Annotated in this window: 15 protein-coding genes and 1 pseudogene; 8 read left to right on the forward strand and 8 right to left on the reverse strand. The window is 65.6% G+C overall.

Translation table 11 applies throughout. The features are described from left to right. Nucleotides 1-1,019 precede the first annotated feature (1,019 nt). Nucleotides 1,020-1,523, reverse strand: a pseudogene (locus HK108_RS19245) (ATP-binding protein); the annotation flags it as partial. Nucleotides 1,524-1,739: 216 nt separating this feature from the next. On the opposite strand from HK108_RS19245, the gene HK108_RS10335 reads away from it, so the two are divergent. Continuing rightward, nucleotides 1,740-2,933 carry an acyl-CoA dehydrogenase family protein gene (locus HK108_RS10335; RefSeq protein ID WP_181271475.1) on the forward strand — a complete coding sequence of 398 codons (1,194 nt, stop codon included), beginning with the start codon at nucleotides 1,740-1,742 and terminating at the stop codon, nucleotides 2,931-2,933. A 38-nt stretch (nucleotides 2,934-2,971) separates the two neighbouring features. Further along, nucleotides 2,972-4,117, forward strand: coding sequence for an acyl-CoA dehydrogenase family protein (locus tag HK108_RS10340; protein WP_139469063.1), 1,146 nt, complete (start codon nucleotides 2,972-2,974; stop codon nucleotides 4,115-4,117). Nucleotides 4,118-4,524: 407 nt separating this feature from the next. Here HK108_RS10340 and HK108_RS10345 read toward each other — a convergent pair whose 3' ends face one another. The 4 genes from HK108_RS10345 to pyrE form a co-directional block, all read right to left on the reverse strand. Then, nucleotides 4,525-5,154: a TrmH family RNA methyltransferase gene (locus HK108_RS10345; protein WP_181271476.1), complete on the reverse strand. Its 630-nt coding sequence runs from the start codon at nucleotides 5,152-5,154 to the stop codon at nucleotides 4,525-4,527. Beyond that, nucleotides 5,151-6,833: an ABC transporter permease gene (locus HK108_RS10350; RefSeq protein WP_181271477.1), complete on the reverse strand. Its 1,683-nt coding sequence runs from the start codon at nucleotides 6,831-6,833 to the stop codon at nucleotides 5,151-5,153. The genes HK108_RS10345 and HK108_RS10350 overlap by 4 nt, the downstream gene beginning before the upstream one ends. After that, nucleotides 6,833-7,708: an ABC transporter ATP-binding protein gene (locus HK108_RS10355; protein WP_181271478.1), complete on the reverse strand. Its 876-nt coding sequence runs from the start codon at nucleotides 7,706-7,708 to the stop codon at nucleotides 6,833-6,835. The genes HK108_RS10350 and HK108_RS10355 overlap by 1 nt, the downstream gene beginning before the upstream one ends. A gap of 180 nt (nucleotides 7,709-7,888) precedes the next feature. Then, the gene (gene pyrE, locus HK108_RS10360; RefSeq protein ID WP_062862586.1) at nucleotides 7,889-8,455 is read right to left on the reverse strand and encodes an orotate phosphoribosyltransferase; all 567 of its coding nucleotides are present in this window, start codon (nucleotides 8,453-8,455) and stop codon (nucleotides 7,889-7,891) included. Nucleotides 8,456-8,747: 292 nt separating this feature from the next. Here pyrE and HK108_RS10365 point away from each other — a divergent pair, with 292 nt between their 5' ends. Then, complete coding sequence (locus HK108_RS10365) at nucleotides 8,748-9,020, forward strand: GlsB/YeaQ/YmgE family stress response membrane protein (RefSeq protein ID WP_101547170.1); 273 nt, start codon at nucleotides 8,748-8,750, stop codon at nucleotides 9,018-9,020. A gap of 175 nt (nucleotides 9,021-9,195) precedes the next feature. On the opposite strand, the gene HK108_RS10370 is transcribed toward HK108_RS10365, so the two are convergent. The 3 genes from HK108_RS10370 to HK108_RS10380 are packed head-to-tail and all read right to left on the reverse strand — an operon-like array spanning nucleotide 9,196 to nucleotide 10,707. Then, nucleotides 9,196-9,597, reverse strand: a complete 402-nt coding sequence (locus tag HK108_RS10370) for a hypothetical protein (protein ID WP_139469059.1) — start codon at nucleotides 9,595-9,597, stop codon at nucleotides 9,196-9,198. Further along, nucleotides 9,590-10,063 carry an Asp23/Gls24 family envelope stress response protein gene (locus HK108_RS10375; protein ID WP_229664067.1) on the reverse strand — a complete coding sequence of 158 codons (474 nt, stop codon included), beginning with the start codon at nucleotides 10,061-10,063 and terminating at the stop codon, nucleotides 9,590-9,592. Before HK108_RS10375 ends, HK108_RS10370 begins: the two co-directional genes overlap by 8 nt. Next, the gene (locus tag HK108_RS10380; RefSeq protein WP_229664068.1) at nucleotides 10,060-10,707 is read right to left on the reverse strand and encodes an RNA polymerase sigma factor; all 648 of its coding nucleotides are present in this window, start codon (nucleotides 10,705-10,707) and stop codon (nucleotides 10,060-10,062) included. Before HK108_RS10380 ends, HK108_RS10375 begins: the two co-directional genes overlap by 4 nt. 99 nt (nucleotides 10,708-10,806) lie before the next feature. Here HK108_RS10380 and HK108_RS10385 point away from each other — a divergent pair, with 99 nt between their 5' ends. Genes HK108_RS10385 through HK108_RS10405 form a run of 5 tightly spaced genes read left to right on the forward strand, consistent with a single transcriptional unit; the run spans nucleotide 10,807 to nucleotide 13,056 of the window. After that, the gene (locus tag HK108_RS10385; RefSeq protein WP_139469056.1) at nucleotides 10,807-11,277 is read left to right on the forward strand and encodes an Asp23/Gls24 family envelope stress response protein; all 471 of its coding nucleotides are present in this window, start codon (nucleotides 10,807-10,809) and stop codon (nucleotides 11,275-11,277) included. A gap of 37 nt (nucleotides 11,278-11,314) precedes the next feature. Further along, nucleotides 11,315-11,497 carry a hypothetical protein gene (locus HK108_RS10390; RefSeq protein WP_062862592.1) on the forward strand — a complete coding sequence of 61 codons (183 nt, stop codon included), beginning with the start codon at nucleotides 11,315-11,317 and terminating at the stop codon, nucleotides 11,495-11,497. A 4-nt stretch (nucleotides 11,498-11,501) separates the two neighbouring features. Beyond that, complete coding sequence (locus HK108_RS10395; protein ID WP_229664069.1) at nucleotides 11,502-11,891, forward strand: Asp23/Gls24 family envelope stress response protein; 390 nt, start codon at nucleotides 11,502-11,504, stop codon at nucleotides 11,889-11,891. After that, on the forward strand, nucleotides 11,888-12,463 hold the full coding sequence (locus tag HK108_RS10400) for a DUF6286 domain-containing protein (protein ID WP_139469055.1): 576 nt from the start codon (nucleotides 11,888-11,890) through the stop codon (nucleotides 12,461-12,463). The genes HK108_RS10395 and HK108_RS10400 overlap by 4 nt, the downstream gene beginning before the upstream one ends. Further along, a complete protein-coding gene (locus HK108_RS10405; RefSeq protein ID WP_139469054.1) occupies nucleotides 12,460-13,056 on the forward strand; it encodes an alkaline shock response membrane anchor protein AmaP in 597 nt (198 codons plus the stop codon). The genes HK108_RS10400 and HK108_RS10405 overlap by 4 nt, the downstream gene beginning before the upstream one ends. Nucleotides 13,057-13,245 lie beyond the last annotated feature (189 nt).

Below are 13,245 nucleotides of genomic sequence, written 5' to 3' on the forward strand. Positions count from 1 at the left end.
TGGTTGAGATAGACGCTCTCCGCCAGCGCACAGGCAGCGGCGATACGACCTCCTTTGAGGTCGAACCTGGCGCGCGTCGCATCGAGCCGACCGACGTCGATCGGCAGCGAAAGCGTGTCACGGACCCAGTCCAGCCGCAGATCCTCGGGCTTCCTTGGGTCCATCAGCCTCAGTTCCATCGAGGCGAGGCGGGACAGATACTCTTGTACTGAGGTGTCCGGATTCAGACACGCCTCGGAGACAAGCGGGTCGACGATCTCCCGGGCCTGGCGGAGCCTACCGGCTCCCCATTCGCTGCGGGCGTGCTCGAGGTCGAGTTCGGGACCGCGATAGCCGCTGGTGCGGATGATCTCTGCGGCTTCGCGGTATCTGCCCCGCGCGTTTGCCCAACCGGCGGCATCCAGAACCTGTTTGGGAGTCGGCACCCGGCCCAAGGAGATCGACCACGCGGCGTAGCCGAAGAGCGTCCTGCCGTGAAGTGCCGAAAGATCCGCTCCGGCATCGAATCGGGTGAGCAGCTCGAGGCTGCGAGAGGGAGGGACCATGGCTCGGACGTTCTCAGCCGTGACGGGTTCGTGCATGCTCACCGTTCCCCCTCGACCCTTCGAAATCGAGAGCAGACCGTCCTCCGCCAAACAGTCGATCGTCTGCGGACTGGTGAACCCGACGAGCACGTCATAGGGCACCGCTTCGATGAGAGCGACGGTTTCGATGACCTCGCGGCTGGACTGATCGACCCGGGCGATCGCGGTTTCGACCCCGCTGGTCCGGCTCCGCCCGAACAGCAGCCTCTCGAGCAGCCGCGGATTGCCGTGGGCGAGTGCAGTCAGCTCCGAGACCGATCTCGTCTCGGTCTCCGAGAGTCCGATGCTGTTGATCATCGCAGCCGCATCCGCCTCGTCGATACCGTCCAGATCGATCCTGACAATGCTTCCGGACAGCCACAGTCCGGCGATGAGATCGACCGGCGGACGCGCCGATTCGGCGGCGATGACGAGTTTGATCCTGCGCGCATCCGTCAGCTGGGCCAGCACTGCGAGGGAATGATCGTCCACGAGATCGGCATTGTCGACGACGACCAGAGAGCGAACGCCCTCAGCTCTGCGCTCGAACAGATCACCGATCACCGACAGCGCCCGACCGGGCGGAAGGTCTGTGTCGATGCCCTCCCTCGACAGCAGGATTTCGAAGATTCCGAGGTTCCGGACACGCGCGTTCTCCGAGCCGCGCAGGCGGGTGACCGCAAGATCGGGGTCGAGACGAGAGAGCGCAGCATTCACCAGCGCGGTCTTCCCGATGCCCGCCGCGCCGATGATGAGAGCGCCCAGATGCCCCTGCCCGGAGATCGCGCCGACGACCGTCGAGAGCTCGGACTCATAGCCGAAGAGCCGACGCGACGGTGCGACCGGGGGGATATGCGTGGTCCTGCCTGACACGTCACTCAGCTTTCCGTACCCCTGGGGATCTTCTGCAGCGGGGAATGCGGAGCCCAGCGGCGCGGGGTTCAATCCGGAGAAGCTCACGTCTCGGAATCACCATTGGAATTCCTGGATCAGTATTACCACTTGGGATAGGTGTAGTAATACATCTCCGAAATAAAGTTAGGCGATTGTGACATCAACATCCGATCCCACCGGAGGGCCGCCTCGGCGAGGATCTCCGTCGTCTCCCACTTGTGAGCCCGAACACCGAACCGTACCATTGGAGGAAAGTTACTGAACGATCTATAAGGAGTTCGCATGGACACCCTACTGAATGCTGAGGAGCGCGAGTTCGCGCAGCAGATGCGTCAGTTCTACCGCACGGAGATCCCCGAGGAACTCCGCTTCAAGGTCGCCACCGGCCAGGAGCTGAGCAAGGAAGACATGGTCACCTCGCAGCGGATCCTCAACCAGCACGGCTACGCCGTGCCGAACTGGCCGGTCGAATGGGGCGGCCAGGACTGGACCCCCGTGCAGCGTCACATCTGGCTCGAAGAGATGCAGCTGGCCTGCGTTCCGCAGCCGCTGCCGTTCAACGTGTCCATGGTCGGACCCGTCATCGCCACCTTCGGCTCGCAGGAGATCAAGGAACGTTTCCTGCCCGCCACCGCGAACATCGACATCTGGTGGTCGCAGGGATTCTCCGAACCCAACGCCGGCTCGGACCTCGCCTCGCTCAAGACCACCGCGGTGCGCCAGGGCGACAAGTACATCGTCAACGGCCAGAAGACCTGGACGACCCTGGGCCAGTACGGCGACTGGATCTTCAACCTCGTGCGCACCGACCCTGACGTGAAGAAGCAGGCAGGCATCTCCTTCCTGCTCATCGACATGAAGACCCCCGGCGTCACCGTCCGTCCGATCCAGCTCATCGACGGCGGCCACGAGGTCAATGAAGTCTTCTTCGACAATGTCGAGGTCCCCGTCGAAAACCTCGTCGGCGAAGAGAACAAGGGCTGGACCTACGCGAAGTTCCTGCTCGGCAACGAGCGCACCGGAATCGCCCGCATCGGCGGTTCGAAGGTCAACCTCGCCCGCGCCAAGGCCTACGCCGCCGTGACGAAGACCGCTCGCGGCACTCTGCTGGATGACCCCCTGTTCTCCGCTCGTCTGACGAAGATCGAAGCCGAACTCACCTCGCTCGAGATGACCCAGCTGCGGATCCTCTCGACCCAGGCCGCCGGGTCCGACAAGCCGGATCCACGCTCCTCGGTGCTCAAGCTCAAGGGCTCCCAGCTGCAGGAGGACATCTCCGAGCTCCTCGTCGACGTGCTCGGCCCGCAGGGTCTCGACTTCGTCTCCGACCGCGTGCAGGGCCAGGGTCTGTCCGACCTGCCCAACGGCGCTGTCGACGCCCTTCCCGGCTACTTCAACACCCGCAAGGTCACCATCTACGGCGGTTCGTCCGAGGTGCAGCGCGGAATCATCTCGAAGGCACTGCTCGGTCTCTGAGATACCGACGCTCACTCGATCTCCCAAGAAGGACAACAATGGATCTTGAACTCAACGACATTCAGCAAGAACTCGCCAGCACACTGAACAAGTACCTGCGCAGCGAGTACGACATCGCCAAGCGCGAAGAGATCCTTCGCAGCGACGAGGGCATCTCCCGCGAGAAGTGGCAGGCCTTCGCCGAGATGGGTCTGCTCGGACTTGCGATTCCCGAGTCCTACGGCGGCGCGGACATGACCTTCAACGAGGTGGCCGTGGTCGCCGAGGCGTTCGGTCGCTCACTCGTCCTCGAACCGTTTCTGGCTACCGCAGTCCTCGGTGCCAATGCCGTTCTACTCGGCGGCAGCGAGGAGCAGAAACAGGCCATCCTGCCCGGTGTGGCAGAGGGCCAGACCTTCCTCGCTCTCGCAGCACTCGAACCCGGACTGCGCTACGCGATCGACGCTCCGCAGACTCAGGTCTCCGGTGCAGACGGCAGCTTCACCCTCACCGGTGAGAAGAACAACGTGCTCGGCGGAGACGTGGCCGACCACTTCGTCGTCACCGCCACGCAGAACGGCGAACTGGGTCTCTACCTCGTCGCCGCCGATGCCGAGGGTCTGAGCCGTGTGGCTCAGCGCCAGGCCGATGGTCTGGGCAGCGCGAACCTCAAGCTCGAGGGTGTCGCCGCCCAGCGCCTCGACGCCGCCGATGCCAACGCCGTGCTGTCCGAAGTCCTCGACCTGGGCAACGCCGCAATCATGGCTGAGGCCGTCGGTGCGCTCGAAGCCTCGCTGACGATGACTGCCGAGTACCTGAAGACCCGCGAGCAGTTCGGTGCACCGATCGGTGCGAACCAGGCTCTGCAGCACCGCGCCGCCGACCTCTACGCCGAACTCGAGTACGCGCGCAGCATGGCTCTGTACTCTCGCCTGGCCGTGACCTCCGAGGTCCCCGGGGCTGAGAAGGACCGTCACCGCGACGTCATCGCCGCGAAGATCATCGTCGACCGGGCTGCTCGCAACATCAGCCAGGAGTCGATCCAGATGCACGGCGGCATCGGCATGACCATGGAGTACCCTATCGGTCACTACGCCAAGCGCCTGACGGTCATGACCCGCACGTTCGACGACTCGGATTCGCTGACCGCGGAGCTCGCCGAACTCGGCGGACTCATCGAACCGCACGCCGCCGACCTCAGCTGAGACAGCGGAACTTCAGCGCCGCACGTTCGACCCCGAGCGTGCGGCGCTGCGTCGTCGGAGCCTATCAACGCCCACCGAGGCGGCCGGATCCCGGCAGCACGGAAGCGCCGAGGCGGCACGATCATCGTCGTGCCGCCTCGGCGCTTCTTCGTCTCTGTATGCCGGTCGGAAACCTCCGTGGCGGCGACTCGGTCCACCGCACTCCAACAGAGTTGGATTGTTGGGGCGATCCACAGTGATCTGAGCGCGGATAACACCGTGGATCGACCCAACAATGCCGTCAACCGCACCTGCGCAAGGAAGACAGGGCCTCCTCGGCGAGACCACGGCCTTGTGGACGAGGAGGACGGGATTTCCTCAGGGAGACCAAGTCCTCCGCTGCGAGGCCTGCGCTGCCGGCAGCGAACTCAGTTCACGGGTTGGTCGTACACGTGGCGGCGGATCCAGGAGTGCATGGTGATCGCGGCGGCGGCTGCGGCGTTCATCGACCGTGTCGAACCGTACTGCGCGATCGAGAGCACGTCCCGGCTCGCCTGGTGCGCTTCCTCGCTCAGTCCCGGTCCTTCCTGACCGAACAGCAGCAGGCAGCGCTTGGGCAGGTCGTAGGTCTCCAGCGGCACGGAGTCCGGAAAGTTGTCGATGCCCAGCAGGGGCACGTCGTTCTCGGCGCACCAGCTGAGGAGGTCGTCCACGCTCGGATGGTGGATGACGTGCTGGTACTTGTCGGTGACCATCGCTCCACGCCGGTTCCAGCGGCGTTTGCCGACGATGTGCACGGCTGCGGCGTTGAAGGCGTTGGCGGTGCGCACGACCGAACCGATGTTGAGGTCGTGCTGCCAGTTCTCGACTCCGACGTGGAAATCGTGCCGCGAGTCATCGAGGTCGGCCACGATCGCATCGTGCTTCCAGTACCGATACTGATCGACCACATTGCGCCGATCACCCTCAGCCAGCAGCTCCGGATCGAAGTGCTCACCCACAGGCCAGGGGCCGATCCACGGACCGACCCCCACCTGCGGTTCAGCGCTTTCGGTCACTTGTCGTCGCGGGAATCATCCGCCGACTTCGCGTCCTCTTCGTCTTCTCCGCCGGACTTCACGTCCGACTTCTTCGTGCCGGATTCCTTCGCCGAGGCGGCCGCCGCCTTCGCGTCCTTGTCCGCGTCCACGTCGTCCGTGTCGTCCGAATCGGCATCATCCGCGTCGTCAGCGCTCGAGTCCGACTTCGCGGTGCCCTTCGCCGAGGTGGCGGCACCGACCTTCTGCGCGCGCTTGCTCATCTTCACGGTCTTGCCGCCGCGTCCGCCACCGGACAGCACCGAGCGCACGTACGCACCCGAGGCCAGAGCATGGAGGATGACAGCGAGGACCAGGGCGATGCCGGCGGCGACGAGGCCCTCCCACCACTCGGCCTGACCGGCGAAGGAACGACCGGCGATGCCCAGCGGCGATGTGAACGGCGTCCACGACAGCACCTTCGCAACGGTGCCCGAGGGTCCGATGATGACCGGAGCGAAGAAGCCCGCCACGGTGATGACGCCGATGATCGTGAGGAAGGTGGCGCGCGCCTTGGAGCCGACGACGGTCGACGCCCAGACGAGCAGGGCGAACACCGACCAGGCGGTGAGCAGCAGGGCCAGCGCGAACCAGCCCAGGCCCGGCAGCATGGCGAATGCCAGGGACGTCTTGCCCGACAGCGAGAGTCCGAGCTCGGTGATGACGGCGGCCGCAACGAGGTGGACGACGACGAGGGTCAGCATGCCCGTCACTCGACCCGACGCCGAGGCGCGCGGCGGAATCGTGGCTGCGATGATCTCGGTGATCCGGTTTCGCTTCTCCAGGCGCAGGTTCTGGTACAGCGCAGTGCCCAGTGTGGCGACGACGAGCAGCGACAGCGCGACCATGCCCCACAGCAGCGGGGTGGCCACGGCACCGTCGACGGCCGGGGTCTCGAGCAGCGTCGCCTCGGTCTTCGGTGCGAGCTTCTCGAGCAGGGCATCGGGCTGCTTGTCGAGGGCGATGATCGTCGGCTGTCCCTGACCGCTCGGGTCCTGGATGAATGCGGCGTCGACCTTGCCCTCACGCACGAGCTTCTCGGCGGCGGGGGCGTCCTTGGCGTCGGTGATCTTCACACCCAGCTGCTGCTCATACATCGCCGCCTGCTCGCCGACTCCGACCATCGCCATGGTCGGGGTGCCCGAGTCCTTCTGCACGTCGGCGACGATTCCGGAGATGATCGCGGCCAGCACGCCGAGGATGATCACGGCGGCCGTGACCAGGAAGTAGGGGCTGCGCATGGCCGTGGTGGACTCACGATTCGACACGAGCCACGCGGCCTGGCGGTTGCCGACATCGACGAACTCCGAGACCAGTCCGGTCTCCGGCAGTTCGTCGGGGTCGGGGGTGTCCTCGGCGAGTTCGAAGGGAACGTCGTCGAGGCCGGCGGTGGCGCCGGACTCGTCCGCTTCCTTCGCGTCGGAGGCCTTCGCGGCTGGATCCTTCGCCTCGGTGCCCTTCTTCGCCGAGGCGGCCGATCCCGTGGTCGCACAGGCGGCGGTCGCCTCGTCGTCCGAGTCGACCTCCTCGGCGGCGGCCGCGTCTTCGATCACATCGTCATCGACAGGCACACCGAGGTCGTCGATGCCTTCGCCGGCCGTGCCCTTGGACACGAGCGGTTCCGGGGACTCGTCATTCGCACCATTGTCTTTGCGCGCCATTACAGAGCCTCCTTGTACTGCTCGGCCAGTGTCGGGCGGACACTTTCGAAGTTCTTCACATTCTTCAGCTCAGCCACAGCAGCGGCGGCTGACTTCGCATCATTCGCGCGGAAGCTCACGCCCTCGCGTCCGACGGTCTTCACATCGCTGATTCCCGTTCGGGATTTCAGCGCCGAGGCGGCCGCCTCGGTGTCCGTCGTCTCGACGCGGTAGTGCTGGTCACCGAGCAGCTTCTCGACGCTGCCCGAGGCGGTCACCTTGCCCTGGTTCAGAATGATGACATCATCGGCGAACGTCTGTGCGGCCTCCCAGTCGTCGGTGGCCAGGATGACAGGCACTCCCGAGGATGCATGGGCCCGCAGCAGGGACGTGACCAGGCGCAGCGAGGCGGCGTCGAGGCCGGCGAAGGCGTCGTCGATGACGACGACGTCCGGGTCCGCGGCCAGGGTCGCGGCGATGTCGACGCGGGCGATCTCGGCGCCGGAGAGGTTCTTCAGCGGTGCGTAGCCGCGGTCGGCGAGCTCGAGATGGCCGAGTAGGGTCAGCGCATTCCGTTCGGCCGCACCCAGGGTGATCCCGTGCAGGCGGGCGAGGTAGACGATCTGGTCGAGCACGCGCATGTTCGGGTATCCGCCGCGCTCGGCGGGCAGATAGCCGAAATTCTGCCGGTCGCCGAAGTCGAGTTCGAAGTCCTCGAGTTCGATGGTGCCCTCATCAGCGGCGATGAGGCCCATGATGATGCGCACCAATTCGGTGCGGCCCGCCGAGCGGGTTCCCACGATTGCGGTGATCCGGCCCGCCTCGGCGGTGAAACTCACCTCGTCCAGATATGTCCGCTTCCCTTTGCGCAGGGAAACCTCTTTCAGTGTGAGCACGCGTCATCCTTTACATCAAACAGTTCTTGGGGAGTGTCTCATCTATCGTGTTGAAATAAGAGACTTGTTTCAAACCACGTCCTCGATTTCGACAGAATTGCCAGTCGAGTCCCAGGTCGTGATCGGTGAGCCGAGTTCGCCGAGGCGGCACCTCGCAGGCCCACCTCGCCGAGGCGGGACTCAGTCGAGTCCGAGATCCGCGGTCGTCAGCGCGGTCAGGTACGGAATTCCCGTGGCTTCGACCCGTTCCTTGGCGCCGGTGTCGCGGTCCATGACCACGGCCACGGCGACCACCTCGGCGCCGGCTTCCTTGAGCGCTTCGACGGCGGTGAGCACGGAACCGCCCGTGGTCGACGTATCCTCGACGGCGACGACGCGCTTGCCGGCGACGTCGGGGCCTTCGACGCGACGGGACATTCCGTGCTTCTTCGCCTCTTTGCGCACGACGAAGGAATCGAGCGGGGTGCCGCGCACCACCGACCGGTGCATGACGGCGGTGCCGACCGGGTCGGCGCCCATCGTCAGGCCACCGACGGCATCGACCTTGTCGAGCAGATCATGAGCCTCGAGGAGGTCGAGGACGACATCGCCGACCAGCGGTGCCGAACGGTGATCGAGGGTGACCCGACGCAGATCGAGGTAATAGTCGGCCTCCTTGCCGGAGGAGAGGGTCACCCTGCCGCGCACCACGGCGAGTTCGTCGATGAGGTCGAGCAGTTGTCGGCGAGTGTCAGCGCTGTCGGTCATGAACTCCAGTCTACTGGGCGGTCGGACCACGGCCGTTCAGCCCCGTCTCAGTGACCGGGCGCACTCCCTTTCAGCGTCCGGAAGACCTCACGCAGGCCTCCCGCCTCAGAGCCCAGCCGCCCTTCTGCCGCGGCCTGCTGACACCGGGCGTGAGGATCCGGCTGGCTCTGCGTCTGTATAGATGTCATAAAGGATCAACAAGACTTGGCACTTACCCTGCGTTTCGGTTGTACAGTGGCAACAGCACCGTGCAACCCGGCCGGTCAACTGTCTCAGAAGGGACGTGAGCAACATGGGTTTCATCGCATACCTCATCCTCGGACTCATCGCCGGAGCCATCGCTAAGGCGATCCTGCCCGGCAAACAGGGCGGCGGCTTCTTCGCCACGCTCATCCTCGGCGTCATCGGAGCCATGCTGGGCGGCTGGCTCGGCGGCATGATCTTCGGCGCCCAGATGGATAAGTTCTTCTCACTGTCGTCCTGGCTGTGCGCGATCGGCGGCTCGCTGATCGTGCTCATCATCTGGGGCCTCATCACCGGACGCTCGAAGAGCAAGGCCGACTGAGGGACTGCAGCCATCTAGAGAGCCACTGCCCGGCGGCACCCCGTTGCGGCCAAACACAGCCGCAGACGGCAGCGTCGGCAACAGCCCAGAAAAAGGTGGACAGCCCAAGTTTGAAACTGGGCTATCCACCTTTTTCTGTGCCGTTCGCGTCTTGGGTGCCGCCCGCCGCACGACCTCAGCGGCTGCGGCTGACGATGTGCACGTCGATGTCGATCTCCCCGATGGGCCCGTCGACCGCCGCCTGCAGGTCGACGGCGATGACGGCGAAGAGCTCGTCGACGATCTCGGTCACGGGCCGACTGTCATCGAGATGCGCATCGATCCGGACGCCGAGATCCTCGCCAGTGCGCCAGACCTCGACGCGCAGCGGTTCGGATCCGGTTCGGCGCATCACTCGAGCGGCCGCGTTGGCGATCATGTCGCGCAGCCCCGGGGCCAGGCCGGTGACGCCGTCGACTCCGGTGACGGATTCGGTCAGGCGGGCCGAGACCGCCGCCTCGTCGAATCCGCGTGAGGTCCCGCTTTCAAACCTCGGCTTTTCAACTCTCGCCTTCTGAACCCTCGGCTTCTCAGTCATCGGCGGCCTCCTCATCGACGAAGACGTCCTCGACGGTGACGTCGACTCGCATTGCGGGGATCCCCACCTGCGCGATCAGGGCACCGGCGACGCTGCGGCGGACATCCTCGGCGGCGGAGACGAAGGCCGTCCCCGCGCTCATCGTCACGGTCAGCGAAACTTCGACGGCGCTGCCCTCCGGCTCGCCCGCGGGGGTCAGATTCACGCTGCGGGCGCGGATCCCGGGCACGGAGTCGACGGCCTCGCGGATGATTCCGCGCACCTCTGCCGTCGCCATCCGGAAAGGGTTGCCGCGCTCGGTCGTCAGCTTCGTGGCCGGCGCCAGGACCGCGTCCTCGCGCACGATCTGCAGGATGCGTTCGCGCAGACCGACGGATTCCGCGGGGTCGGGTTCGAAGGCCCCCATGTATTCGTCGATGATGCCGCGGAGGTGAGCGTCCGTGGCGTTGACGGACTCGTCGCTCATACCCATCCTTCCATGCCCTCGGCGATGGCGGTTCGGGCGCGGTGGATGCGTCCGCGCACACTGCCTTCGCTGATTCCCAAGGTCTCGGCGACCTCGGCGTAGCTGAGACCTTCCATCTGGTGGAGCACCCACGTTACACGCTGCTCCGAGGACAGAGTCTGCAGAATCTCGGAGAAATGCTCAAGCGCCGTGCGTGCCTCGACGGACCGTTCGACCGAGGCGGCACCGTCGACGTGATGGCCAAGGTCCTCCGGATCCGAGGCTTCGGAGGGCCGGGAGGTGCGTCGACGCAGCACATCCGTGCAGCGGTTCGAGGCCATCCGGTAGATCCACGTGCCGAAGGCAGCGGGTTCGGCCAAGGCGTCGAGCGATCTCCAGGCCTTGACGAGCGTGTCCTGAACGACGTCCTCGGCATCCTGTCGATCCCCGAGCGCACGCCAGGCGAAACGCAGCAGCTTCCGCTCGTATTCGTCGACGAGGGCCTCGAACGAGGCGATATCGCCCTCGCGAGCGCGCACGACCAGGGTGACGATGTCAAAACGATCATCTCCCCTTGTCATATCCCCATCGTAGGCCACGGTTCCGCGGAACCGGCCGGCCTCCTCGGCGAAAATTCCGCCTCGGCGAAAAATTTCTGCGAACACCGCGTGAGGATTCTCATCAGGCTGCGTCTGTACCTGTGTAAGCATCCTTCAGACGAAGGACTTGCGAACCGCATGCACCTCCAACGAAAAGGAAGAACGATGCCGGAACCCAAGCAGTCCGATTCGAACCAGAAGGCCCAGACCACCCAGAACGATGACGTGCGCAGCCCGCTCGTCACCGAGATGGGCACCACCACCATCGCCGAGAACGTCGTCGCCAAGCTCACCGGAATCGCCGCCCGCGAGGTCCCCGGCGTCTATGGAATGGGCAATGCCGCACGCCGCGCCTTCGACACCCTCACCGACCGCATCCCCGGCTCGCAGACCAACGTCTCGGGCGGAGTGTCCGTGGAGAAGGGTGAGAAGCAGACCGCCATCGACCTCACCATCGTCGTCGAATACGGCACCTCCATCGTCGACGTCGCCGAGGCGATCCGCCGCAACGTCGTGCGCGCCGTCGAACAGGGCACCGGACTCCAGGTCGTCGAGGTCAACATCGACGTCACCGACGTCCACCTGCCCGAGGACGACGAAGAGGCTCCGGCCAAGGATTCGCCGGAACTCAACTGACCCTCATCCGCTGCACCACCTCGGCAGAAGGAATGCCATGTCGAAAACTCTCATCGGACTCCTCGTCGGCCTGACGCTGGGAATCGTCGCCTACTTCGGCGGTTTCCTCGCGTTCCTCGTCGTCGCCATCTGCGGCGGGCTCGGCCTGGTCGTCGGCCTCGTCCTCGACGGACGCCTCGACCTGTCCGCGCTGAGCTCACGCTCGACCACGCGGAGGTAGCGCCGTGGCCCCGATACTCGACGACGCTCCAGCTCGCCGAGGCGGCCTGACGATCGCGGACAAGGTCGTGGAGCGCACCGCCGGGCAGGTGCTGAAAGACCTGCCCGGCGTCGGCGGCACGAGCTCGGGTCTCTTCGGAATCGGAGCGAGTTCCAGCCTCGACACGCGCCCGTCCGTGGATGTCACCCTGTCCGGGCGCAGCTGCACGCTCGCCGTCCAGCTGGGCCTGGCCTACCCCACCCCCATCGTCGAGGCGACCGAACACGTCCGCTCCACCCTGAGTCACGAAGTCGAACGCCTCACCGGTGTCACCGTCCGTCAGGTCGACATCAGCGTGCGGTGGCTCGCCCCGGAGTCCTCCGGTGCGAATCGAGGAAGGAATCGCCTGCAATGAGCACACGCCTGCTGCGCAAGCGGCCCTCCCGCATCGGTCCGGCCGTGGTCGTCGCCCTCATCCTGCTGCTCCTCGCCGTGGGACTCGGTTGGGCCGGCATCGCCGCATTCGTGAGCTTCGGATCCGTCGCAGCCGCACTGATCGAGGCGCCGGATTCCGCCATCGCCGAGGCGGCCGGGAACCTGCATTGGAATTCCGCGGTCGTCATCGCGGTCGGCATCGTCCTGGCTCTGCTCGGACTCATCGCCTTCATCCTCGGCATCTCTCCCGGAGCACGCCGGATCCTCGGCGTGAGCGCCGCTGGGTCAGAACACATCGGTGATTTCGAGGTCGCCCTGCCCACCTCGGCGCTGTCGCAGATCGCGGCCGCGGCCGCCGATGGGGTCGACGGCGTCAGCGGGGTCAAGGCCTCGTCGAACGCGAGGTCGACGATCGTGACGTTCTCGACGCCGATCCGCGACGTTGAGCCGATCCGCGCCGAAGTCGAAGCCGCCGTCAGGGAACGCTTCGCCTCGATCTCATTCGACCGCACCCCCACGGTGAAGGTCCAGGCCAGAAGGAGTCAGTCATGAGACGCACGGCCGCCGCCGCCAACCGCACGGGACTGATCATCCTCGGCCTCATCGCGCTGATCATCGGATTGGCAGTGCTCGCCATCGGGTTCGGTCTCACCGCCCCGGTCGACCCTGCCCTGGAGGCGGGAGCGGATCTCGGTCCGGTCGCCTCGGTGCTGGCGCTGCCCTATTCGGCGCTCATCGCCGTGGTCGTGGCCCTCATCCTGGCGATCATCGGGCTCCGCTGGCTGAGCGTGCAGGTCCCGCGCAAGGACTTCGCGAAGCCCTTCCGGATGCAGGCCGATGCCCGCACGGGTCTGACCACGGTGAATGCGGAGGTCATCGCCGAGGCGGTCGCCGCCGACCTCGAATCCACCGACGGAGTCTCCGACGCCACGGTGATTCTGCGCGGCACCGCGCGGAGTCCGGAGCTGCTCATCCACGTCGACGCCGATGAACGCGCCGACATCGATGCGATCATCGCCGAAGTCGCCGAGCGCGCCGCCGGCAATGCGGCAATGGCACTCGGTGCTCCGCTGAGCGCGGTGGCCCTGGAGATCGGCATCGCCCGCACTCGCTCGCGCCGCCAGCGCAGCGTCAGCGTCCAGTAGCGCCGACATCCAAGAGCGCCGCAGTCGGCAGAAGCCGGCAGCTGCAGTTTCTGCTTCAGCAGCAGGCAGCGGCGAGGTCACCATCGGATGCGGCCACCGAATCCAGGTCACTATCGGATACTTTTCGCACGCAGAAGTATCCGATAGTGACCTAGATTCGAGTTCGGATGTCCGATAGTGACCTGAAGA

It is taken from the genome of Brevibacterium sediminis (genome assembly GCF_013623905.1).
GTDB classification, from domain to species: domain Bacteria; phylum Actinomycetota; class Actinomycetes; order Actinomycetales; family Brevibacteriaceae; genus Brevibacterium; species Brevibacterium sediminis.

What these genes read in the sequence shown, in the direction of transcription:
- HK108_RS10365 (WP_101547170.1), top strand. Translation starts at nt 8,748, where the DNA reads ATGGGTTTCATCGCATACCTCATCCTCGGACTCATCGCCGGAGCCATC.
- HK108_RS10400 (WP_139469055.1), top strand. Translation starts at nt 11,888, where the DNA reads ATGAGCACACGCCTGCTGCGCAAGCGGCCCTCCCGCATCGGTCCGGCC.
- HK108_RS10405 (WP_139469054.1), top strand. Translation starts at nt 12,460, where the DNA reads ATGAGACGCACGGCCGCCGCCGCCAACCGCACGGGACTGATCATCCTC.
- HK108_RS10370 (WP_139469059.1), bottom strand. Translation starts at nt 9,597, where the DNA reads ATGACTGAGAAGCCGAGGGTTCAGAAGGCGAGAGTTGAAAAGCCGAGG.
- HK108_RS10390 (WP_062862592.1), top strand. Translation starts at nt 11,315, where the DNA reads ATGTCGAAAACTCTCATCGGACTCCTCGTCGGCCTGACGCTGGGAATC.
- HK108_RS10350 (WP_181271477.1), bottom strand. Translation starts at nt 6,833, where the DNA reads ATGGCGCGCAAAGACAATGGTGCGAATGACGAGTCCCCGGAACCGCTC.
- pyrE (WP_062862586.1), bottom strand. Translation starts at nt 8,455, where the DNA reads ATGACCGACAGCGCTGACACTCGCCGACAACTGCTCGACCTCATCGAC.
- HK108_RS10335 (WP_181271475.1), top strand. Translation starts at nt 1,740, where the DNA reads ATGGACACCCTACTGAATGCTGAGGAGCGCGAGTTCGCGCAGCAGATG.
- HK108_RS10385 (WP_139469056.1), top strand. Translation starts at nt 10,807, where the DNA reads ATGCCGGAACCCAAGCAGTCCGATTCGAACCAGAAGGCCCAGACCACC.
- HK108_RS10375 (WP_229664067.1), bottom strand. Translation starts at nt 10,063, where the DNA reads ATGAGCGACGAGTCCGTCAACGCCACGGACGCTCACCTCCGCGGCATC.
- HK108_RS10340 (WP_139469063.1), top strand. Translation starts at nt 2,972, where the DNA reads ATGGATCTTGAACTCAACGACATTCAGCAAGAACTCGCCAGCACACTG.